Here is a 22,305-nt window from a genome sequence, read left to right on the forward strand (position 1 = left end):
ACCACTGAGAGATCGATCAGATCGTTTGGATATCGGAAGAAAAAACAACTGATGAGCTACCGGAGAGATTTTCATCTCCGGTAGCTCATCAATCTCTAATTGAGGGAGACGAATGGACTACGAAGAGGCGCTTTTAGCCATCACTGGAGCGGGACAGTTCTTTGAGATCGTAGATGCCAAAATAAATGGTATCGAAATGAAGGTCTTCAAAAATACGCCATCATGCCTCGGAGATCTCTTTGCCAACGCAGCCCAGCATGCTAACGAGATTGCTGTCGTCTACGAGGACGAGAGGGTCTCCTATGAAACCCTAATGAAGCGCGCAGATGCGTTTGCAGACCTATTGGCAAACCACTATGGCGTTCAAAAAGGTGACCGTGTCGCTATTGCCATGCGAAACTTACCTGAGTGGATCGAAGCCTACATCGCTACTTTAAATATTGGAGCAATTGCCACTTTGATAAACGGCTGGTGGCAGAGGGACGAAATCGAATACGCCCTAGGTGATGCAACACCAAAAGTTCTAATCGCAGACACAGAACGCGCCAAGCGATCTCTAGCTCCCGCAAGTGAAAGAGGGGTACCGATCGTCGTAGTTCGATCTACTCCGGCTGACGACCTTGGAGAACTAAGGCGATTTGACCCAGCCACCTGGGAGACAAAGCCGTATAAGAAACCTGTCATGGACCCCGACGACGACGCGACAATCCTCTACACCTCAGGTACGACAGGCTTTCCAAAAGGCGCTTTATCGACTCATAGGGCAATCATGAATGCAGTCTATGCAAATGGGGCTCGAGCTCAAATGAGCACCCTGCGGTACCCACCAAAGCAGCCGTCACAATGGCCAACTAGCTTTATCCTTGCGGTGCCCCTATTTCACGTAACTGGGTGCGTATCAGTACTTCTATCTTCACTAATTACGAACTCCAAATTAGTACTGATGCACCGCTGGGATCCAGATGTCGCCCTTGCAATAATCGAAGAGGAACATATAACCCACTTCATTGGTGTCCCTACAATGTCATGGGATATGCTCGAAAGTCCAAATTTCACCAAAACCGATACATCCTCGCTCTTGAGCATGGGTGGAGGGGGGTCGGCGGTTCCCCCAGAATTGATCAAGCGCATTGCAAATGGAATCAAAAACGGACGACCGGGTTTTGGCTATGGGATGACCGAAACTAATTCCTACGGACCGCAAATCGGAGATGACGAAGCACTTCAATATCCAAAATCAGCGGGGCGGTCTTTGCCTATTGTGGAGATTGCAATCCTCGACCCCATGGGTGAAAAAGTGCCCGTTGGCGAAAGAGGAGAGATCTGCTTCAAGGGCGCTACCGTCATTAAAGAGTATTGGAACAAGCCAGAGGCCAATGCTAAAACATTTGTGGATGGATTTTTGAGATCAGGCGACATCGGCCACTTGGATGAAAACGGACTCGTATACGTAGATGATCGAATCAAAGATATGGTAATTCGTGGCGGCGAAAACGTCTACTGCGCAGAGGTTGAATCTGCCATTTACGAATATCCTGCAGTCTATGAAGCCGCTGTCTTTGGACTACCACATCCCCGATTAGGGGAAGAGGTTGCAGCGTCAATCTACCTCAAGGAAGGCTCCAAAGTCTCGCCCCAAGAGATATCCTCTTTCCTTTCGAAAAAGATTGCAAGTTACAAAATCCCAACGAAACTTTACATTGAAAGTGATCCCCTCCCACGTGGTGCTACGGGAAAGATCCAAAAGCGCGAACTTCGAGATCGACACGTGGACTAATCAACAAAGCACTACGGACAATTCCTGCTTCGTATGCGCCCATGCCCGACCATAAAGAGTTCTGCCATGGGCGCATACGAAGTTGAGATAATTGATGAGAAGCTCCGTTGAATAGTCTTACCATTGAAGATGAGTGCAACGAAGTCACCGAAACCTCAACAATTTATCTCGACTTATCTCAACAATGTATCTCTAGGGTCAAAGGCTGAATCTAGCGAAAGGCGGACCGTAGATCGTATCGAGATCTCGCTCGTAGTTTATTTTGAGACATAGTCACTCGCCAGCATTGAAAAGCACAATCGATCTAGATAAAGACCATTCAGCAAAATGGCCCGCACAGCTCGCGACTCAAGCGAAAAGCCACAACGCTTCGCTACGGCAATAGAGCGCTCATTATTGTCTGCCACGAATATCTCCAACCGATTAATTCCCAGTTGCCCAAAGGCAAAAGAAGTCATCTCGGCGACGACCTTGGTAATTATGCCCCTACGTGTGAAAGGGTCACCCAGAAAATAACCGATCTCTCCGGAGTTATTTAGTGGATCCAAAGAGAGCGAAGCTCCACCCGCCATCAAACCGTTAAACCAAATTCCAAAGTGATACTCCAGACCTGAAGAATAAAGTTCAAGGGCGCGACGCAAAAAATCTGCCTCGTCATCTGGAGACTTTGTCGAATCAACCCAAGGCAAAAATCTCCTCAAAGAATTCCTCGAAGAATTTACGAGCGCAAAGATCTCATCGGCATCCCGAGGACTTAAAATACCAACCTCGATAGAGTCGTCTAGTCTAGAACGCAAAAAGTGCATAACATTAATATGCTATACGACGACGACTAGTGATTACGATCGCTAAAGTTTGACCATTAACCGCTCTAAAAATGGATCCCCAGGCGTGCTAATAGACAGTTAGGGAAAGTCTTTCGATTTACAATTTGTGGATGGTCCTATCTAAAAAGATAAATTACTCCCTATTAGGCCGCTAATATAAAGATTAAATGAGGCCCTATTTCTTATCCTTCCTGCTAACAGCGATCCTGATCGTCCTTCTTCCTGGACCAGACACCATGGTGGTCGTAAAAAACATAATCAGAGGCGGTAAAAAGGGTGGACTTCTAGCTGGCCTCGGCGTCCTAGTAGGGCTTATGATATGGGTAGCAGCGGCCAGTTTTGGTGTTTCGGAGATCCTTGCTGCTTCAAGATATGGATACATGGCACTAAGGGTCTGCGGTGCTATCTATTTAACCTGGATGGGAATATCAACAATTCGAAGTAGGAGAAAGGATATCGAGGGCATTGATGAGAAATACTCTATTGGAGGAGCTAAAGATAGGGCGGGTCACCTAAAAAGATCTTTTAGCGACGGCCTCATGAGCGATCTCCTAAATCCAAAGATTGGAATCTTTTTCATAACCTTTTTACCCAGCTTCGTGCCCTCTGGATATCAGATCGGAACTACTACCGCACTCTTGGGAATCGTCTTTACCATCCTCACCGCGATCTATTTTTCAATATTGATTGCCATCTCGATGAAATTGACAAAATGGATGTCAAAGGGGTCGATTAGGTCACGGCTGTCAATCGGGACTGGACTGGTTCTAATTGGATTCGCGATACGGCTAGCTACCGAATAGAACCTAAAATTGAGGATAGATAGCCATTAAGTCTCTCTATTACCACCACCACGGGACAAAACTCTCTCCATTACCGCGCACGTTCCTCAAAGCGCCTGATCCAATCAAATCACCAAACCAAACACACCGCCTTGGGGACTCGCCTAAAATATAGCTGTATTCGTGGCCGTCACCTTATGACATTGCCACGACCTAGGTGGCTGGAGTCCAAGGCATCGGCATAAACTCTATTCGGTCTGGTTTTAGCAGAACTCCTACCACCATCGTCGAACTAACTTCCAAAAGATTGAAAGACTAAAGCGTGCCCAAACACTCCTATCAAAAGCGTTCCACACTCGCTCAGTTCATCTCTCTGGCTCGGCCAAAACAATGGCTCAAAAATAGCCTTTTGCTTGCCGCTCCAGCTGCGGCGGGGAAGATAACCGAGATCCACTATCTTTCACTCGCCGTTCTTGCCACCATAACATTCTCGCTTGGTGCCTCTGGCCTATATATGATCAACGACGCAAAGGACGTCGAGAGCGACCGTCGTCACCCAACAAAGAAGAACCGACCTATCGCAGCCGGAGCAATAGCCCCAAAGACTGCGATATTTGTTGGTACCGCTATAATTTTCATCTCCTTGGCAATCTCACTTGCCATTAACGGCCCATTCTTTCTGGCGATTTTGACCTACATTGTCATCACGATCAGCTACACCTACTGGCTAAAGAATGAACCGGTCCTAGATATCTCCATTGTTTCATTTGGCTTCTTGCTTCGCGCAATAGCTGGCGGACTTGCAACCAACCTACCTCTTTCAGTCTGGTTTCTCACAGTGGCAGCGTTTGGCTCTCTCTTTATGGTCTCGGGAAAACGCTACGCGGAGGTAAAGACAATGGGTGATGACGCAATCGACCACAAGAAAGTCTTGGGAGAATATAGCTCTGAGTACTTAAACTACGTACGATCCATGGCATCAGCCGTTGCAATTGCGGGCTATGGCCTGTGGACCTTTGAGGGATTCGCCTCACGGCCAGGCCAGATATTTGTACAACTCTCAGGCATTCCATTTGTAATCGCAATTTTGATCTACGCACTTGAAGCCGATCGTGGATTAGCAGGAAGCCCCGAAGAAGTCGTTCTCGGCGATCGACGCCTTCAAATATTTGGTGCGATCTGGGCTCTCCTGGTCGCCATTGGTATCTATTATCCAAGACTCATCCATTGATTACAAAAGATCCAAACTAAAGATCGCTTTGTCCAAGATAAGCGACTCACACCTCGTCGTTATGTCTTCGAGCTCCCAAAACTCCATTTCTAAAAAGACAAAACCACCTATCAGGATGAAATAGAGATACCGTAGGCTAAATTATTCACCAGAAGGATTCGCTCTTTGGTATGCAATGCAAACTAATGATTTGCAATTTGAGCATCTTGGCCAAAGATCGTTTGCTTCTAGCGTCGCCTCGTACAACGAGGTAGATCTACCAGGGAGCAGCCATGAAGACACAAAGACAACTCCTAAACGGTTGGGGAAGAACTCAAAAGGTGACCTCTGAAGTAGTCGACCTCAAGCAGATAACTGATATAGAAAATATCTTTTCCGAAGCAAATGGAGCCGGCGTAATCGCAAGAGGAATGGGACGTGCGTACGGAGATGCCGCTCAAATCGCAGGGGGACGCGTCGTCATTCAAGAGGACCGAATTGACGATTCGCAGCTCTCGGGGAACCACCTCACCGTACATGGTGGCGTCTCTCTCAATTCTATCCTCAATAGTTATGTTCCAAAAGGATACTTTGTACCGGTCACACCGGGAACGAGGTATGTGAGCGTCGGAGGCGCCATAGCTGCAGATATCCATGGAAAAAATCACCACTTGGATGGCACATTCACCAATCACGTCTCTCAATTCGAACTAATAACACCTACTGGAACGCACCAGATAGATAAAGATTTGGACGAAGATATCTTTTGGGCAACCGCCGGAGGAATGGGACTGACAGGGATTATCGTAAAGGCGACTTTCGAGATGATTCCTATTGAGTCGGCATACATAAAGATGGAAACCCGAAGATGTACAAACTTGGATGAGTTGATGGCTGTCATGCTGGGAAGCGACGACAAATTTCGCTATAGCGTCGCTTGGATAGACCTGATGGCCAAAGGTGGCGACATCGGAAGATCGGTCCTTACTCGGGGCGACCATGCTATTTTGGATGAACTACATGGAAAACGTGCCGAACAACCCCTCAAATACGTTGCAAACACAAAATTAGAGGCACCCAAATGGATCCCCACCGGAACGCTAAACACAGTTTCAATAAAAGCCTTTAACGAACTTTGGTATCGCAAGGCACCCAAACTTCGACAAGACCAAATAGCAACACTGGCCTCATTTTTTCACCCACTCGACGGAGTTGGGAGCTGGAATCGCATCTACGGAAACTCTGGCTTCCTGCAATACCAATTTGTCGTTCCAAATGGTCAAGAAGAGACGCTCCGCAAAATAGTTGAGAGACTCTCAGCTGCCGGAGTGGCCTCATTTCTAGCAGTCCTGAAGCGCTTTGGTGCTGAAAATAAGGGGCTACTTTCCTTTCCACGACCTGGATGGACATTGGCCCTGGATATACCAATTGGCCAAGAAAATCTTTCTTCGCTTCTAAATGAACTAGACGATGAGGTACTTGGGGTCGGAGGCAGGATATATCTTGCCAAAGATTCAAGGGCGTCAGGGCCAACAATTCATAAGATGTACCCCGAAATCGACAAATTCGCGATGATAAAATCAAAGCTGGATCCAAATGGCCTTATAAAATCCGACCTTTCACGGCGGCTTGGCCTGATTTAGAAGATCGTCAGCTAATTTGAATGTTCATAGTCGTCATTCAATACATATGAATTAAATTTACTATCCGAGTTTAAAACTTGGAATTTTCGAGAGGTACCTAGTGTTCGACGCAATGCATACCCCAGACAACGTCCTTTTGGTTGGAGGATCTTCGGATATTGGAGTTGAGATAGCCAAATCATTAGCTCGCCGGGGAACTACTCGTTTTGTATTAGCTGGTCGGGACTTAGAGGCAATGCAACGCTCTGCAAATGCTATCTCCTCTGTCGCAACAGGTGAAGGGGTATCGGTTTCGGTAATCTTTTACGACGTCGTAGCAGAAAAGTCATACCAAGCGTTACTCGAAGTTGCAAGTACCGAACTTGAAACGATAGATTATGCAATCTTTGCCACGGGCGCGATGGGCGACCAGGATGAAGATGAAAACTCACCTGCGTCAACACTGGAAATTCTAGAGATCAACTTCTCTAAATTAGCACCAGCAATTTTGAATGTTGCTAACCATATGTCCAAACAAGGCTTCGGACAGATCGTGGTACTCTCCTCTGTAGCTGGCATAAGAGTTCGTCGCTCTAACTTTATTTACGGCTCTGCCAAAGCGGGACTAGATGGATTTGCTATGGCCCTTGGCGAATCCCTCATCGACAAGGGCGTCAAAGTCACAGTCGTTCGACCAGGCTTTGTAAAAACCAAGATGACTTCCCACCTAAAGGCCGCACCCCTATCCACAACGCCCGAAGAGGTTGCCAAAGCCACGCTTGCGGCGACAGATCACCAAAATGCGTCCGTCTATGTCCCGTCCGCCATTGGATTGGTCATCGGCGTCTATCGACATCTTCCTCGAGCGCTCGCTCGAAAAATCCCCTTCTAACCTAGATCATCAAATTGCTGCAATGCCGACGATAGAACCAGGAATGGTTCCTATATTCACGTAGGCGTTCTGAATAATTGGAGCTGGGCCAAAGGCGTAGATCTTGCCGCTCGAACTCAAAATGTAATAGCCACCTTGAGGGGCAGCTGCCATTGAGACAGCACTTCCCCCATAGCCATTACTTGCGATAGAACCCATGTTGGCTGCATCTCCAAAGCAATAGATAGATCCATTTGATGAGACCAACCAATAGCCTTTACCATCTGGAGTCGAGGCCATGCCGACTATTGGAGAGGTTATATTCATTGCTCCAGTCGAGCCATAGAAAGCTGCATCGCCGAAGGTAAAGATACCACCATCAGATGCTACCAACCAATAGCCTTTACCATCTGGAGTCGAGGCCATGCCGACTATTGGCTTATTGAGCTTCATTGCTCCAGTTGAGCCATAGAAAGCTGCGTCGCCAAAGGTAAAGATGCCACCATCAGATGCTACCAACCAATAGCCTTTACCATCTGGAGTCGAGGACATGCCGACTATTGGCTTATTGAGCTTTATTGCTCCAGTTGAGCCATAGAAAGCTGCATCGCCGAAGCTAAAGATGCCACCGTCGGCTGCAACCATCCAGTAGCCTTTACCGTCTGGCGTTGCCGCCATACCAACTACTGGCTTATTGAGCTTAGTTCCAACCATAGATCCAAAGACCGAAGCAGAACCCAATGCCACAACCCCACCTTGAGATGAATCTACATAGTAACCAGGTGTAGCAGGTGGTTGAGGAATTGTGGTTGGGGTTGTCGTTGTGGTTGCGAGGCTACCATTAGTCGAAAGGGCAATCCCCGATCCCGAAAAGGTAAACCAATCACTCCTCAATCCTGTGTCCCATGAAAACTGTTCGCCCGACATTGTTTGACTACCGCTTGATCCAGTAACTGTAATGTTGACGACTCGCCCACCATAATCGCCATATCCGTTGCGCTGGTCAACTGTAATAGCACTCAAGGTCCCAAGGGTGGGAAAATCGCTCTGAAGTTGCGAAATAGTCAAATTGGCATTCCAAGAATGATTCGTGTTACAGGCACTAGATGTACAAATCCCATCGTAGGTATCTACCACTGCTGGAAATGTTCCACCTGCCGTATAGCCACCTGTAGATGAAGAAAATTCCGTACGAGCGATTGCTCCGTTCAACATCAACACTTGACCCGCAGTCGCTGAAACCGCAGTGTCTGTATAGCTGCTCTCGCCTGCCATCCCACGGTAGACCTGGCAATATGTGTTATCACATATATCTGCGTAGCCAAACTCATTAGGGCTCGAAAGCGCATATGAACGCGCCTCAATGGCTTGGGCCATTAGTGCATACATTCCAGTAGGTTGGCTTCCCGCTGGAGTATTCGTATTGACAACATTTCCCAAAGTTCCCCAATAAGCCGGAGACTCTGAACCGACCACACCCCTTAGGTAATCTTCCACATCGACGACGTTGATCGTTCGCTCCGAGCCATTGTAACTAGCCCCATCTATCGTTCCTCGATAGTTATAAGGGACCCCACCAATACAAAGCGCCAAGGCATTTTGAGTGGTCTCGGTTGCATAATTCGTAGTGTTTGGAGACGCGACCGCTTGAGCCTGCGGAGTCGAGCTCGAGAGTGCTGTCCATGAGGTAGTTGGCGAACACGACGTAGCAGTGGTCGAATCGATCTCCCAAGTTCCATTGGCATTTAAATGCATCCGGGCTTGTGCGTTGGCCGCAAAGGCGAACCCCCCAACCGTAAAAGGAGATGAATCTGTTACAACAATGTCATTGCCTGAATTCGCAGTAATTATTACCCGAATGGGAGTGTTCTGGACAACAGATGGAGTGGTATTTGAGTAGTAGTGTGCAAGTATCTGATTGGCATTCAAACCGCCTTGAAGCGCGTATCCAAGTTGGCCCCACTGACCCGCACCCCTGCCGTGACCCCAGCCATGGCCAGAGAATGTAATAATAGAGGAACCACTGGAAGGTGGCGTTGACGCACCAGCGGCAATCGGAGTTAAAAAAAATACCGATCCCGGTGACAATCCGGCAACCGCCGCCGTAGCAATTACAGTCGGCCGTCTCATCATAGCTAGACGTGAGGGCTTTTTGTAATATCTTAAACTTCCTCCTTGGTAATTCATTTGCGCCATGCCTCCTGCATTCTGTCGCTCGGAACATTAAATCCCCTAAAGCATTTGCTTTATACGTCAACTTTCGTCACAAAATCCGCAAAGCTTAACACTTCTAGTGATTATCAAGAAGATAATATGCATAAAAATTCATGCATCTCACAATTCGACAACAAATACAGAGGGCATAGCCACCTAAGGTGGGCTACAAATCGTCGGATAAAACGGCTAGAATTATCCATGTAAAGTCCAAGGTACTTGGACCTATTCGAAGCGAAACAACAACTGGATGGCTGCCATTTTTGAGGACAATGATAGATCGAAATTTGAATTAGCAGCTAAGAGCTACAGCGACGTAGATATCGCACACCTATACGACCAAATCACAAAAGATATTGACTCCCTGATTTCCGAAAAACGAAATCTAGGTCATTATGACCCGTCAATGTTGATTAGACTCAGACCCTCGTTCGAGACGATTTCAGGTCAAAAACTACCTGATAATAACGACGAAACCGATGCGTTGTTGATAATCCGCAGCTACGCCAATGTAAATGCCGACCCTCAAACTGCATCTGGAAGCTGGCTCGCCACAAAGGCTAAGCGTCTTATTCGAAAATCCATGGCATGGTACATTCTCTACCTAGTGGATCAATTCAAAAACTTCACAAAAATGATAACGGAGCTACTCGTTAGCCTCATCGCACGGTTGAACAACCTCTCGAGCCTATTCAACTCGGAAACGATCCCCAACGAGAAATTAGTCAGATACTCCGGTGCTATCAAAGCTCACGAGCTTCCAATCGATCTAGACACACAATTGGAAATCGAAATCTCAAGGGCCCATGGTCGGATCTTACTTGCATCGCCTACGACCTGTCTCTTGCCATTTGCAGAGAGAACCAATGGCGCTCTAGATCTATACCTGTTGATAGACGACGCAGAAAAAGATATTGAAGGATTGGAAACCTCCATCTATATTCGCAATCAGCCCTTAGCTACTCATTTAGCTTCTATCGCCGACGGCTCGTTGTCATTACTGATCATAGATAGCCTATTATGGCGTAGCCATCCTAAAAAAATCGTCGGGCTCATTGAATTAATTAGCCGGAAAATATCAAACGACGGAAACGTCATTCTACTAGCCATAGATTTATCCGAAAAAAACGAATTCGACATTCAGGTTGAACAACGTTATTCATATCACCCAGATACAATCGTAAAATTGATGAACTATTATGGTCTAACTCAAATCGATGAGCCAGCAAAGAATTCGCAAAATTGGACATTATCCCGCTTCCAAAAGCGGGATCCACTTCCCCAAAGCTCCACAATCTGACTGCCCCGCAACTAAAAATGGTCATCGGCGAGCACAAGATCCTCAACAAAGCCATAACAACAGATGTCGCACGAGTTTCCAGATTTCCTCATCAAATTGAGCCCTAGCAATTTAAGGCCTCAAAATTGCTCAAGCCCCAAGCAATCAAAACGAAGTCGACCTAATGCTCGCTGCTATTCATCCTGGCCAAAAAGGCCAGATGGCATTTAGAAGCTAAGGTGAAATATTCACAGACGTAAGCCGAATTCTCTTCGCTGATAAAGTATCAATTACGGGTTATCTACCTAGGTTCCAGGTTGGCCACTCTAGTAATAGGATGGCTTAGTAATCAATTCGACCTCTCCCCTAAGGTGACTAATTTGCGCATTGGATTCGTAATACCGCGATACGGAAGCGAAATAATTGGTGGTGCGGAAAACGCCACGCGTCTATTAGCAGAAGCATTAGTAAGACACCAAGGTTATAAGGTAGATATACTGACAACAACCGCAATAGAAATCGAAGCCTGGAATAACCACTTCCCTTCTGGCGATTGCGAATTGAATGGGGTAAGAGTCCACCGCTATAAGGTAGAAGGGCGAAGACTACCAAACTTCTACCAAGCAACTAAACGAGCGCTGAACGCGCCCAAAAGCATGTCGCTTGCAGAATCTCTTGAGGTCATCCGTCTCCAAGGCCCTGTATCCCCGAAACTAAATGATGCCATTTCGACTTACAACGGAGACCTAATCGCCTTCTATACATATTTATATCACCCGATAGTCACCGGTGTCACCCTAACCAACCTTCCCAAAATCTTCCACCCTACCGCACATAACGAACCAATGTTAGATCTTCCTATCTTCAAAGAAGTATTCAATAGTATTGACGCGCTGGTATATCACACACCTTCCGAACGTCAAATAGTTGAAGATAGATTCGCTGTGGCACAAAAACCGGCAATGATACTTGGGATGGGGTACGAAAATACAAGTCAGAATAGAGACGACAGGTCATTGCTTCCCTCAAGTATCATCAATTCCAAGTACCTTCTTTGCTTAGGAAGGGTTGACACGCAAAAAGGAGCCACCTTGCTGGCCGACCTATTCAAAGAGTACAAGACTCGAAATCCATCCGATCTAAAGCTTGTCTTCGCCGGACCTATTTCAATTCTCCCAAATCCACATCCAGACATTGAAGTCCTAGGTTCCGTGGACGAGCCCACCAAACATACTCTTTTAGCCAACATGGAACTCCTGATATCACCGTCGCCATTTGAATCATTCTCAATCGTATTGATTGAAGCTTGGGCGCACCAAAAAGCAGTTATGGTAAATCGAAGCTGTGGACCCACAACAAACCAAGCAAGAGCGAGCGGCGGAGGTCTCTCATTCGACTCATATGAGAACTTCGAGGCAACTCTTTCGCTGCTCCTAACGAATACTCCACTGCGGAACCAACTAGCTAATAATGGCACTCAATATGTGGCTAAAAAATACCAATGGCCAAACCTGACCGCGCGATATAACGAATTCCTCACATCGGTAAGGAAAGGCAAGTCAGCACTCGATTCGTCACTACCTAATAACTAAGTTCAGCCGAACCCAGAGCAAAAAGAAGGGTTAACAGGTTTCCGACAATCCAAAAAATAGAAATCTGGTTAACTGTCGACCAGAAAATCCAAGGTTCTACTTTACCCCTAAGTGTAGGGGGAGACAGCGCCGCCTTACACAGAATATCAACCATGTAGAGCGAGAACCTAGACCGAAGAATGAAGACCTACCCTAAAGATCAAAAAAAGGCTGTCGGCAAGAAACTGAGAAGTTGGAGCTAAGTGTTGGCCATTTCTTTTAGTTTCTAGCTGGCAGTCGGCAGCTAGAAGGGCACTTCCGATTTAGCGGAGACTAGGGGTTGAAGTTCCATTTTTATGAAATCTCTTTAGAAGCAGTACAGCGGTTCTACCAGAATAGGATTTGAAGCAACTCACAATAGATTTCCCCCATTTTAGAAAAAGGTTCTAAAGCAATTGCTGAGATCCGTCTTGGCATCGACGATATTAAATTAATTCACGTCGCCCCAAGATCTCCGGAGAGGTAGCGCTCCTTAGGACAACTTTACCTCCCCGAATGTTGAGATCCTAGCCTAACTATCTTGCCATGTCACCCATGGACCCAATGAAGCTATGGACATTTGGTCAAGGTGACACACTTTGTCGCTTTTTTCATGACTAACTTCTATAACTGTTACCAGCAACATTAAATTGACCCAGGATCGCCAATATTAAATTGACCCACCCCCGCCAGTAAGACTTGTCTGTGGAACATTCAAAACCACCCAGGTGCAATCAAATGCTTCAAGGGCAGGACATTAATGAATTTAATTGAATTAAGATCACAAGGACACAGCTATCACGAAATATCTAAACTTGCCGGTGTATCTAGGAATACTGTAGCTAAGTACGTTCGTGATGGAGCAATGTGCGAAACTAAACCACCTAGAGCCCCTTGGGGATCAAAACTTAGGTCCTCTATAAGGAGATGATTGATGGTTTTGTCAAAGACGGATTGATCAGTGCTCCAGCGATACTCTCTCGAATAGAACCTTTGGGCTATAGCTCTAAAGAAACGACGATCCGTAATTACGTAAAATCTATCAAACCAAATATTAAACCTCACGCCAAGGCGACCATTCGCTATGAAAGCAAACCGGGAGCTCAGATTCAACTTGATTGGGGACTCTTTGTTTATGACGATCACCGAGGAACAAGGAGAAACATCGCTGGACTTATGGTGACAATGGGTTATAGCTAAAGGGTCTATCTAGAGTTTGCCCTAACAGCTGACATCTATGGCTTTTCTACCTGTTTGCGCAGCGGCGACGACCAGACCTCAATGTCGCGGGAGATGTGGTCAGCAGTCGCCGCGGGCACTCCGGCTTGGTCCGCGAAGGTCGACCACTTGGAGACCGCTTCGAGGACCTGCTCGATGATATCAAAGGCACCGGGGACGGCGAAGCGATCGCCAACATCGCGGACGTCCGACCGCGTGATTCCAGTCGTACGACCGTTCACAGCCATCAAGTGCTGTCGGGTCCACTGGCTGTCCGGAGCGTGCGCGTAAGTGATGTCGTAGGCTGGGGACAGACGCCACCTACCGCCTTGGGGCAGCAGGAACGAGAAGTTCTTGGTGTGGTCATCGCAATTGGCAACGGCGACGTTGAAGACCATTCTGCGGAAAGCCTCTGCACGCGCCTCTGGTCCAAGTCTCAATTGCTCGATGTGCAAAAACAACTGAGCGTAATCGTGGGCGCCAATTTGCCGGAAATCCAGGTGCGCCATTGCGCAGAGGGTTTGCACATGCACCTTCTCGCCTCCCGGAACGCGGTCGAAACGACGCGTCATGAAATGCGCCCGTCCGCCCTCTTCCAGCAGGCGGCATTCCATCATTTCAATACCAGCTACAGTAGCCATGAGGTAATAGCCGTATTCGATCCGGCCGAAGTGGCCGGATGCGCCTAGGTCAAGATCGGCACCGACGCCGTCCAGCTTCAAGATCCACTGCTCGAAGCCGGGATCGGCAGGAACCTGACCCGACCTCAACTCTCCCGTCTCGGAATTGAGCGCCACGACAGCCTTAGCCCTCGCACCGCCGGCAGAGGTGCCGACCGCGATTAGGTGCGAGATCGCATCCGTCAACCCGTCCTTGGACGTGATCCGCTCAGAGAGTGCGATGCGAGCGGCCACGACCAGTTCAGACAATTCTATCGCTGTCGCCTTGCGAGTGCGTGGACCCCGCAAGGGACGGAACTCCAGGGCACCGATCCCACGCGTTCCAAGGTACGCCAGCCGGTCCAGCGCGGTGATCTGCCCGGCCGTCAAACCCTCATTCGCCAGGTAGGCGGTCGTCAGAGCGTTGCCGAAGTCGTCCGGTAACGAGTCGGCTACCATCGATGGAAGTCGATGGTAAGTGTTGGGAGACAGCGTCGGGAAGAGGAAAAACTGCGCCGGCCCCGTGGTCGGCATCGTCATAGGTGCCAGCTCAACACCGCTGTTCGCCCAAGCTCGCTCGTACTCGAAAACGTAGAACCCCGACCGTTCGTCCAGCGCCACTGCGCCAACACGGGAGCCCCAGCACCGGACCTCTATTACGTCGACCGGCTGGTACGGCATCAGGGGACCCAACTCGGTTGCGGATCGGTCGAGCGCGCCCGGACACGCGTCCGCGGCGAATTCCGCTTGGCCCGCAGCATCTGGATCGGGGATACGGTCACGGGCGGAACCAGTGCTTCGATCCAATCTGTGCGATCCAGGGCCCGAACCACGGCCACCACCGTCTTAAGCGACGACCCTTTGCCACGCTCCAAATTAGAGAGCGCGCCCACCGAGACGTTCGCCAACTCCGCTAGGCGCGTCTGATCGAGGTCGTTCGCGATCCGCATGGCCCTGACCTGCTCGCCGACAAGGGTCTCCCACTCCTCGATCGTACGATAACTACGATTAACTACCATAATCCTCCATATTAGTGATGATCTAGCTCTTTATACATAGAATAGTACATGTTATACAGTTATCTAAAGGTAGTACTAACCACCAGAAACATATGTGTTAGAGCGAAATCAAAATAACACACATAGATTTATCTGTGTTACAAGGGTACAATCTGCAAAGAAGTAGTGATCGTTCCGATAGTCCTGAACCCCCACCTAGTTCGTCCTACTCTTCGAATCCTTTTGAGTTGTACAAAACACCTTGAACAGCGCTCCCGCGCGTTTAGCCCCGTGTCCAAGGTACAACTTTATCGGATAATCTTCTCCGAACTACATCAACTCTAGAAGACAATTTCACAACTCAGGAATCAACTATTTCGCCTGGTATTTTCGGGCCCAGACTGCAGCTACTTTGCCTTACTTGGCATTAAGTGCGGAACTTAAAATCCAAAAGGGACAAAGATCCAATTATACAATTGCCTCTTAAATCGGCTTGCGCATAAAGGCTGTGCGCGGTGAAACAGGGCGCGTGAGAAGCACTTTCGAGACAGTGACAGTCAAGCCACTTCACGTATTTCCTCAGAATGTCTTTGCTTTGCCGCCATTGCGTGGCTAACCCTGAACCTCCCCGCCCTCACGGACGGGGCTTCTGGCCTCGTCTGTTTGGTTGGGGTTCCCTGACATCGCTCCCATCACGCCACCGGGACCGACTGGTCTGGTGCTAATGAATTGGTACTGGTAGATGAGTTCGCTAGTTTCGGCTTGCCTGTCTGAGATATCTCAGACAAGGCCCGGTTCTGGGCACTACTTCGGGCTCTGGCCTTAGGGCACTGCACCTTTTGGTGTGTCTTGCGTTGATTGAGTGACCAATGTTTTTCAGCTCGAAGATACGTGACTAAGATTGTTGTATCTAGTCCAATTGGAGAGCACTCTGCGTATATCGCCTTCTGGAGAATGTTTATTGCTCCTAGGGCGTCTCGATGACAGCTGAACCCACAGATAGGGCTCTCGCATCGGTAGTGCCGACCTGATGGTCGCTTGCGTCTTAAGCACGCAGGGCAAGTTTGGCTAGAGTATGACTCGTTTAGGGGTTGTATCTCTAAGTTAGTTTTCTAATTGAGGTATTGCTCTTGAGGGCCTCTTGACCACTGGGATAGTTGCTGGCGACCGTGGCGACCCATGGATCGTTTGGCTTTACTATGTTTTTCTATCCCTCTTACGTCACCAACTATGAGTGTGGCGGTGTTGTGGTTAATGACGTGATTGGCCGGCTTTTTGGACACCTGATGGTCAAAGTCACAAAGTGATGATTTTGTCTTCCCTAGGTGTCAAGGGAGTTGACTTTCCTCTTCGCAGTTACCAGTCTTATATACTTCTTTGATCCAGGGCAGGTTTGCACCGGCTGATCTTGTGTTGGCTGATCTTGCGCTGGCTGATCTTATGTTGGCTGATCTTGTGCTGGCTGATCTTGCGCTGGCTGATCTTGCGCTGGCTGATCTTGCGCTGGCTGATCTTGTGCTGGCTGATCTTGCGCTGGCTGATCTTGTGCTGGCTGATCTTGTGGTGGAGCTTGCCTATGACCTTAGTTTCTTTGGCGCTTGATAGCTCGGGCTTCGCGACCATTAATGATTGTCACATCGATGGTTTTGTCATCTACCCAAGTGACTAGTGCCATAGGGTTGATGATTTTCTCGTCTATAGCGGTGGTGGCATCTCCACTAGAGGCTTCACGCACCGTCTCATAAGGGATATGGAGTCCGAAATGCTTTGTGGGGGAACCACTTTTGGTCACCCTCATAGTCTGTAGTGTCTTGTGGTGGAGCACCATTAGAGAAAGTGAAGTAGTACGGTGAGAAAGTACGGTGAGAAAGTACATAGAAAACCAGAAACTCCCAAGAGGTAAATCAGGGAGACCAAGAAAGGATGGGGTCGCTTGACCCCTCCCTTACCGGAAGGGGTACGGAAGGGGATTGCGCTCCCGTTAGTTCAATCGTCACTGAAGGCAAATGAGAAAGATTGACCAAGATCTCATCACGGACCTAGCCATCTTCGCGAATAGAACCTTCAACGGACATGAGTCTCGCAACCTTGTCCATAAAAGTTTCCAAAGGGTTATATGCGCCCTTACCCTGCTTCTACCACGCACCATGTCAAACAATACGTTAAGTTTCAATTGGGGAGATTTAAATGGAGGTTGCCAAGTCAATGAGAGTCTTGGTATGTAACAAAAAACCAGAACCTACCCATATAGACGTTGGAATTTGGGCGAGAATCGGACCTTACTTCAGATAATTCAACTTACTCAATACCGCTTGATTGCTAAGCCATTTGTCCGGTCTGTACATCGAAATACTTAAAGCTAACGTTCGGCCTAAGAAGAACTAGTTACCCTAAATGTTAGAGCAACTAGACCAGAGACTTTTGAAGGATTCATAACCTGGAATGCAGCTTTTTCCTCAATCCATGAGACCAAAGTGCCGCTTGCATCTATAATCATGGCGACAATTCCATATACACCATCCAACAGCGGAAGGCTTTCAAAATACAGTTCAAAGACTCCGTCGCCGTCAATGTCATATCCCGGCAAATCCAAATCCTTGGTATTGCCAGCAAAGATGGTCTCTCCTTGAGGGGACAAAAATTGAATTGTCAGACTCACATCTCCTATTGGTCTCTGTGTGTGATACGCAACATGAACGTTCAGCGAGTCGTGGGGGGAGATGTGATCATTCTCTTGGCCTACACCGCTAAAGCACTTAAGTGCGGTAACTGTGACCGCCTGTTCGACCACCAATGCAGTAGGATCAATTTGGGCAGTTGAAGATTCGTCACCAATTAATGATCCTCCTACTCCACCACGGCCCAGAGAGTCTCTAAGGGCGGCAATTGCTTCGCTAGGCTCTCCTCGACCAATCAATGATCCGTGGTCCAGGACGTATGCCGATTGACAAACAGTTCGAACCAAATCAGGAGAGTGTGAAACAAAAACAATCGTTCGCCCCTCTCGCTGAAAAAGCTTTATTCTTTCGATACACTTTCTCTGGAAATTCTCATCGCCAACTGCTAAAACCTCGTCGACTAAAAGCACATCGGGATCCACATTCACTGCAACGGCAAACCCCAAGCGGGCGTACATTCCAGAAGAATAGTGCTTCACCTGATTGTCAATAAATTTGCCCAACTCCGAGAATTCGACAATCTCATCAAAACGTCCTTCGACCTCTTTGACCGGAAGGCCTAACAAGGTAGCCGAGAGGAAAATATTGTCACGCCCTGTAAGTTCTTGATGAAAGCCAGCTCCAATCTCTAACATCGCTGAGACCCGACCCTTAATCCTGATCTCACCCTTGGTGGGCTGCAAGATGCCAGCCATAGTCTTGAGTAGGGTTGACTTTCCGGAACCATTGTGCCCTAGCAGGCCAACTGTCGAACCTTCCTCGATATTGAAGGTGACATCCCTAAGTGCGTAAAACTCCTGATATGGATTTTTACCGGCGTGAATTACTCGCTCCTTCAGCGATGTGTACTTCTCCGAATAAAGTCGAAAGATCTTAGTCACACCATCGATCTCAATAGCATTAGCCAAGAGTTACAACTCCTCTGCGAAATTACCTTCCATGCGCCCAAAAACTCGAAGCGCAAGGAAGAATAGGACTACTGAGACTGCGACAACTATTCCAAGTTGTCCGGCATACCAAAGTTCAGAATTAGCGGGCAAGATTGGCACCGGGAGATGATTTGCTCCAAGAGGCGATATCTGTGCATATAGAGTTCGCTGGAAGGTCAATATTATCGCAGTCATTGGATTGACAAAAAACGCCCAAAGTATATTGTGTCGGCCAAGAAGCGTTGCTACCAGATGGTAGGGATACACAATTGGAGTAGCCCAAAACCAAGCCATAAGTACAATCTCCATTAGGTGCTGGGTATCACGATAATAGACATTCAATGCCGACAAAAAGATGGCAATTGCGCTAGTCAAAATAACCAATGCGACAATAGCCACCAAGAGCAACGGCAGAAAGCTTATTGCTGGAGCATCTCTAGCAATCACAAGGGCGATGATCAAAACAATCGATTGCAAAAAGAAAAACACTAGCGCAGAACCAACCGATGCTAGCGGCAATACCTCGCGAGGAAATGAAACTTTTTTGACAATTCCAGCATTGCCAACCACCGATGTGGTCGCACCCATGAGTGCGGCTTGAAAGAAGTTCCAAACCACCAATCCACACAGCAAAAAGATTGCAAATTGTGGAATTCCGCTACCAAGGACTAACTGGAAAACCACATAATAGATAATCAAGGTCAAAGCTGGATTGAGCATTGACCACACAAAGCCAAGAACGCTATTTTTATACTTGACTGAAAGCTCTTTGCGAATCAACGATAACAGCAATGGCCGATATTCCCAAAGGTTTATCAGGCGCTGTCCAATGCCAACATCAGGAGAAACCACATGGAGTTTCTCACGCCCCATGCGGATCGCCACACCATCAGGTTTCTCATCGTGTGAGCTAAATTGTTCGATCAATGCCCTCTCCTAGATTGCGCCTACTTTTGGACGCGCTCGAGTCTGGATACTACTTTGTTGTAAATTTCGCCGACGATGACCGAGTGATTACCTGATCAATAAAGCCGTATTCCTTGGCCGCATCTGCTGTAAACCAACGATCCCGCTCAGAATCCCTTTGAATCGTCTCAAGGGTCTGACCCGTATGCATCGCAATTCTTTCTGCCAACATCTTCTTCATGTATCCGATTTGCTCTGCCTGAATCGCGATATCAGCCGCTTGGCCTTGCATCTGCGCTGAAGGCTGATGCATCATAATTCGCGAATGAGGAAGTGCATAACGCTTGCCTGGAGTTCCCGCGCAAAGCAAAAACTGCCCCATGGAAGCCGCCAGTCCGACACATATTGTAGCTACATCACAATTGATGTACTGCATAGTGTCGTAGATACCTAGACCATCGGTAACCGAACCGCCCGGTGAATTGATATAAAGGGCAATATCCTTCTCGGGATCCTCCGCTTCAAGTAATAAAAGTTGCGCACAAATCGCATTTGCCATTGCTTGATCTACAACACTGCCAAGAAAGATAATTCTTTCTCCCAACAACCGCTGGAAAATATCTGAACCCGACTCCAGTCGTGTTGGATCGCCTGCCATCATAAAACCGCTCACTCCACCACCAAGACCTTGAATGTAATCTGCCATAGCATCCACGCTAATAGTTTGTAAAAGATTTAAACCGAATTTCATGTAACCTGTTCTATCAATAAGCGGTTGATGGATTTTAAATAACAAGATTAAACCCTTCAATCAAAATAGGGATCACGAAATGCTCGATGGCGCTATTGTATAATATCGGTCATTAATTACAAAGTGATCGCAACTTAGCAATGCGGGCGTGGCGAAATAGGCAGACGCGCTAGATTTAGGTTCTAGTGCCGAGAGGCGTGGGAGTTCGAGTCTCCCCGCCCGCACACTGATAATTGATATAAAAATGGTCAATATATAAATCTCCCTAACGCCTATCGTTTCAAATATCAGCCCTACAAGCTAGACCACCCTCCCCAACATATCGACGCTTCACCCCCAAGGTAGTTAGACTTCGGCTACGCTACGAAACAAGCTCGCAGCCAAAACTCTCCTAAATTACAATATCCAACTAAAATTTCATGTGGCCATGAAAGCAAAGACAACCGATCTGCAATTTATCAAAGTAACCACAAACGCCTAAAGTAAGCAGTCAAAACGTCGGTTCCAATCAACATCAGTTCAAAACCAAAACTGCTGTTGAGACTCCTACGTCATCCGAGTCTGTAGCCCCTCGTATTCAATCGCCCGATAGGGTGAGCCTAAATCTTACTAAATCAGACCACCCAAATAAACCATTCAAACCCTACTCATGAGAACAGGGGCTCATGGGAACAGGGGCTCATGGGAACTAATAACAGAGCTAGCAGGAGGAACTGAGCCACACCCAAATTCTGGCCTATGAGAACGAAGTCGAGACCGTACCTTCTACGATATAACGCCTCACCAAAGCCCATAAAGCACAAATAGGAGTCTCTCTAACTTTCACTGACCACTCTCTCAGAAGACGTCGGCGCCCATTTGGGTAATATTTTGAGTGTGGCCGAAAGAGCGTCATTTCAAAGATACAGGCAAAAAGCTATTGCCTTAGACAAACATCAAGTGGTGGCTACATTCCCAGAGGATACGAACGGTCCACTATTTTGAGCCCCCGTGCTGTTAGAGGAACCTTTACCAGAACTGCCAACGCCAAAATGGACACTACCCTTTCCACCTAACACTAAAACTTCCCTAGCCATACCGTTTTGCGAAATAACAGTAGCGTAGGTCTTAGTCTTACCAACCAGAGAAGTTGAAACTTGGGATTCGCTTGAAGATCCAAATCCGGTCGAAGAAGAGATTGCTAAGGTAACCGTCGTTGAATCACGATGCTGAATCGTTATCGACGAAGATGAAATCTTCGTAACGCGGCCACGATCAACCTCGGTAGTAACAACCCCCGTTCCGCTCCTGTATCTCTCCAGCGACGCATGTTCAAGACCCAACAACAGGGAAACCTTTGAAGTTTGCGACGTTGCTTGGCCAGAAGCAGAAGATAAACCTGGCTTTGTCTTGGGTCCTGTGATACGTTCTACGATGCCATTGCTTGAAATCACCGCGACATGCACAGTAATTGAGCCAGAAAGATCTAGGGCCAGCTGACTTTGTGACGTATTTACAAAGGCGGTCGACGAAGTCAAAGTCAAAGTCAATTTCGTCGAATCCGCACGTGTCAGAGTAAGAGAAGTCGGGCTGATCACATTTAGCACCCCTTTATCGAAAGCGTAATTCACCACACCAGCGCCTTTTGGGTCCACCGTAAAGTCAGCATGATCCACCCCTCGAAGCAGCGCCACATTAGCCTGTCCCCTCGCTATTGGTTTCGCACCTCCGGTCGCTCCCGCTCCATTCGAAGTTCCAACTTTCAACTTATTCGAAGGCGGGACCGAAATTGCTACCTCAGCCGAACTATTGGACGTACTTAGTAGAAAAGAACCGCCAGCCACCGCCCCCGCAGCACCCAATGCCGCCAAAAGCCAAGCAACTTTAACTTTTACCTTCATCAAATCCTCCTCTAAAAAGACCCCTCGAAATCACAAGGCTAAATTTCGTTACCTAATGAGAAGATCTTCATAGGAAGTTGTTAGGAAGTTATTA

The 22,305-nt window shown here is 47.7% G+C and carries 19 protein-coding genes and 1 tRNA gene; 10 read left to right on the plus strand and 10 right to left on the minus strand.

Features of this window, described 5'->3' with window-relative positions; translation table 11 throughout:
* The first annotated feature begins 112 nt into the window (after window positions 1-112).
* Entirely contained in the window at window positions 113-1,777 is a 1,665-nt protein-coding gene (locus tag ACIDITHRIX25_RS86180) for a class I adenylate-forming enzyme family protein (RefSeq protein WP_201733724.1), read from the plus strand.
* Window positions 1,778-2,034: 257 nt separating this feature from the next.
* Here the strand turns inward: ACIDITHRIX25_RS86180 and ACIDITHRIX25_RS86185 are convergent, their stop codons facing one another.
* Window positions 2,035-2,574 carry a GNAT family N-acetyltransferase gene (locus ACIDITHRIX25_RS86185; RefSeq protein ID WP_160291771.1) on the minus strand — a complete coding sequence of 180 codons (540 nt, stop codon included), beginning with the start codon at window positions 2,572-2,574 and terminating at the stop codon, window positions 2,035-2,037.
* Between the two features lie 197 nt (window positions 2,575-2,771).
* Between ACIDITHRIX25_RS86185 and ACIDITHRIX25_RS86190 the strand changes: the two genes are divergently transcribed.
* From ACIDITHRIX25_RS86190 to dprE2, 4 genes are all read left to right on the plus strand, one after another.
* The gene (locus ACIDITHRIX25_RS86190; protein ID WP_052605295.1) at window positions 2,772-3,407 is read left to right on the plus strand and encodes a LysE family translocator; all 636 of its coding nucleotides are present in this window, start codon (window positions 2,772-2,774) and stop codon (window positions 3,405-3,407) included.
* A gap of 301 nt (window positions 3,408-3,708) precedes the next feature.
* Window positions 3,709-4,617, plus strand: a complete 909-nt coding sequence (locus ACIDITHRIX25_RS86195) for a decaprenyl-phosphate phosphoribosyltransferase (RefSeq protein WP_201733725.1) — start codon at window positions 3,709-3,711, stop codon at window positions 4,615-4,617.
* 272 nt (window positions 4,618-4,889) lie between these two features.
* Window positions 4,890-6,239, plus strand: coding sequence for an FAD-binding oxidoreductase (gene dprE1, locus ACIDITHRIX25_RS86200; protein ID WP_201733726.1), 1,350 nt, complete (start codon window positions 4,890-4,892; stop codon window positions 6,237-6,239).
* Between the two features lie 100 nt (window positions 6,240-6,339).
* Entirely contained in the window at window positions 6,340-7,110 is a 771-nt protein-coding gene (gene dprE2, locus ACIDITHRIX25_RS86205) for a decaprenylphospho-beta-D-erythro-pentofuranosid-2-ulose 2-reductase (RefSeq protein ID WP_201733727.1), read from the plus strand.
* A 9-nt stretch (window positions 7,111-7,119) separates the two neighbouring features.
* Here dprE2 and ACIDITHRIX25_RS86210 read toward each other — a convergent pair whose 3' ends face one another.
* The gene (locus ACIDITHRIX25_RS86210; protein WP_201733728.1) at window positions 7,120-9,276 is read right to left on the minus strand and encodes a SpoIID/LytB domain-containing protein; all 2,157 of its coding nucleotides are present in this window, start codon (window positions 9,274-9,276) and stop codon (window positions 7,120-7,122) included.
* A gap of 277 nt (window positions 9,277-9,553) precedes the next feature.
* Here ACIDITHRIX25_RS86210 and ACIDITHRIX25_RS86215 point away from each other — a divergent pair, with 277 nt between their 5' ends.
* The 3 genes from ACIDITHRIX25_RS86215 (at window position 9,554) to ACIDITHRIX25_RS86225 (ending at window position 13,392) form a co-directional block, all read left to right on the plus strand.
* On the plus strand, window positions 9,554-10,603 hold the full coding sequence (locus tag ACIDITHRIX25_RS86215; RefSeq protein WP_052605300.1) for a hypothetical protein: 1,050 nt from the start codon (window positions 9,554-9,556) through the stop codon (window positions 10,601-10,603).
* A 359-nt stretch (window positions 10,604-10,962) separates the two neighbouring features.
* Window positions 10,963-12,174, plus strand: a complete 1,212-nt coding sequence (locus ACIDITHRIX25_RS86220; protein WP_201733729.1) for a glycosyltransferase family 4 protein — start codon at window positions 10,963-10,965, stop codon at window positions 12,172-12,174.
* Window positions 12,175-13,119: 945 nt separating this feature from the next.
* Window positions 13,120-13,392, plus strand: a complete 273-nt coding sequence (locus ACIDITHRIX25_RS86225; RefSeq protein WP_201733730.1) for a hypothetical protein — start codon at window positions 13,120-13,122, stop codon at window positions 13,390-13,392.
* Window positions 13,393-13,427: 35 nt separating this feature from the next.
* Here ACIDITHRIX25_RS86225 and ACIDITHRIX25_RS86230 read toward each other — a convergent pair whose 3' ends face one another.
* The 3 genes from ACIDITHRIX25_RS86230 to ACIDITHRIX25_RS000000104375 all read right to left on the minus strand — a co-directional run bounded on the left by ACIDITHRIX25_RS86230 (window position 13,428) and on the right by ACIDITHRIX25_RS000000104375 (window position 16,164).
* Window positions 13,428-14,750, minus strand: coding sequence for a type II toxin-antitoxin system HipA family toxin (locus ACIDITHRIX25_RS86230; protein ID WP_283770459.1), 1,323 nt, complete (start codon window positions 14,748-14,750; stop codon window positions 13,428-13,430).
* Window positions 14,750-15,088 carry a helix-turn-helix transcriptional regulator gene (locus ACIDITHRIX25_RS000000104370; protein WP_052605433.1) on the minus strand — a complete coding sequence of 113 codons (339 nt, stop codon included), beginning with the start codon at window positions 15,086-15,088 and terminating at the stop codon, window positions 14,750-14,752. Before ACIDITHRIX25_RS000000104370 ends, ACIDITHRIX25_RS86230 begins: the two co-directional genes overlap by 1 nt.
* Window positions 15,089-15,759: 671 nt before the next feature.
* Entirely contained in the window at window positions 15,760-16,164 is a 405-nt protein-coding gene (locus ACIDITHRIX25_RS000000104375) for a zinc ribbon domain-containing protein (protein WP_201733756.1), read from the minus strand.
* Between the two features lie 280 nt (window positions 16,165-16,444).
* On the opposite strand from ACIDITHRIX25_RS000000104375, the gene ACIDITHRIX25_RS86235 reads away from it, so the two are divergent.
* Entirely contained in the window at window positions 16,445-16,669 is a 225-nt protein-coding gene (locus ACIDITHRIX25_RS86235) for a hypothetical protein (protein WP_201733732.1), read from the plus strand.
* On the opposite strand, the gene ACIDITHRIX25_RS86240 is transcribed toward ACIDITHRIX25_RS86235, so the two are convergent.
* The 4 genes from ACIDITHRIX25_RS86240 to ACIDITHRIX25_RS86255 all read right to left on the minus strand — a co-directional run bounded on the left by ACIDITHRIX25_RS86240 (window position 16,650) and on the right by ACIDITHRIX25_RS86255 (window position 20,241).
* Window positions 16,650-16,943 (minus strand): hypothetical protein, encoded by a 294-nt coding sequence (locus tag ACIDITHRIX25_RS86240; RefSeq protein WP_201733733.1) that lies wholly within the window; start codon window positions 16,941-16,943, stop codon window positions 16,650-16,652. The two genes, ACIDITHRIX25_RS86235 and ACIDITHRIX25_RS86240, sit on opposite strands and share 20 nt — an antisense overlap.
* 495 nt (window positions 16,944-17,438) lie before the next feature.
* Window positions 17,439-18,653 carry an ABC transporter ATP-binding protein gene (locus tag ACIDITHRIX25_RS86245; protein ID WP_052605435.1) on the minus strand — a complete coding sequence of 405 codons (1,215 nt, stop codon included), beginning with the start codon at window positions 18,651-18,653 and terminating at the stop codon, window positions 17,439-17,441.
* 3 nt (window positions 18,654-18,656) lie between these two features.
* Complete coding sequence (locus tag ACIDITHRIX25_RS86250) at window positions 18,657-19,601, minus strand: ABC transporter permease (RefSeq protein WP_052605436.1); 945 nt, start codon at window positions 19,599-19,601, stop codon at window positions 18,657-18,659.
* Window positions 19,602-19,650: 49 nt separating this feature from the next.
* Window positions 19,651-20,241, minus strand: a complete 591-nt coding sequence (locus ACIDITHRIX25_RS86255) for an ATP-dependent Clp protease proteolytic subunit (protein ID WP_052605443.1) — start codon at window positions 20,239-20,241, stop codon at window positions 19,651-19,653.
* Between the two features lie 232 nt (window positions 20,242-20,473).
* Between ACIDITHRIX25_RS86255 and ACIDITHRIX25_RS86260 the strand changes: the two genes are divergently transcribed.
* Window positions 20,474-20,555, plus strand: a tRNA-Leu gene (locus ACIDITHRIX25_RS86260).
* A gap of 711 nt (window positions 20,556-21,266) precedes the next feature.
* Here the strand turns inward: ACIDITHRIX25_RS86260 and ACIDITHRIX25_RS86265 are convergent.
* The gene (locus tag ACIDITHRIX25_RS86265) at window positions 21,267-22,211 is read right to left on the minus strand and encodes a hypothetical protein (RefSeq protein ID WP_201733734.1); all 945 of its coding nucleotides are present in this window, start codon (window positions 22,209-22,211) and stop codon (window positions 21,267-21,269) included.
* Between the last annotated feature and the right edge of the window lie 94 nt (window positions 22,212-22,305).

The sequence above is a fragment of the Acidithrix sp. C25 genome, assembly GCF_904848545.2.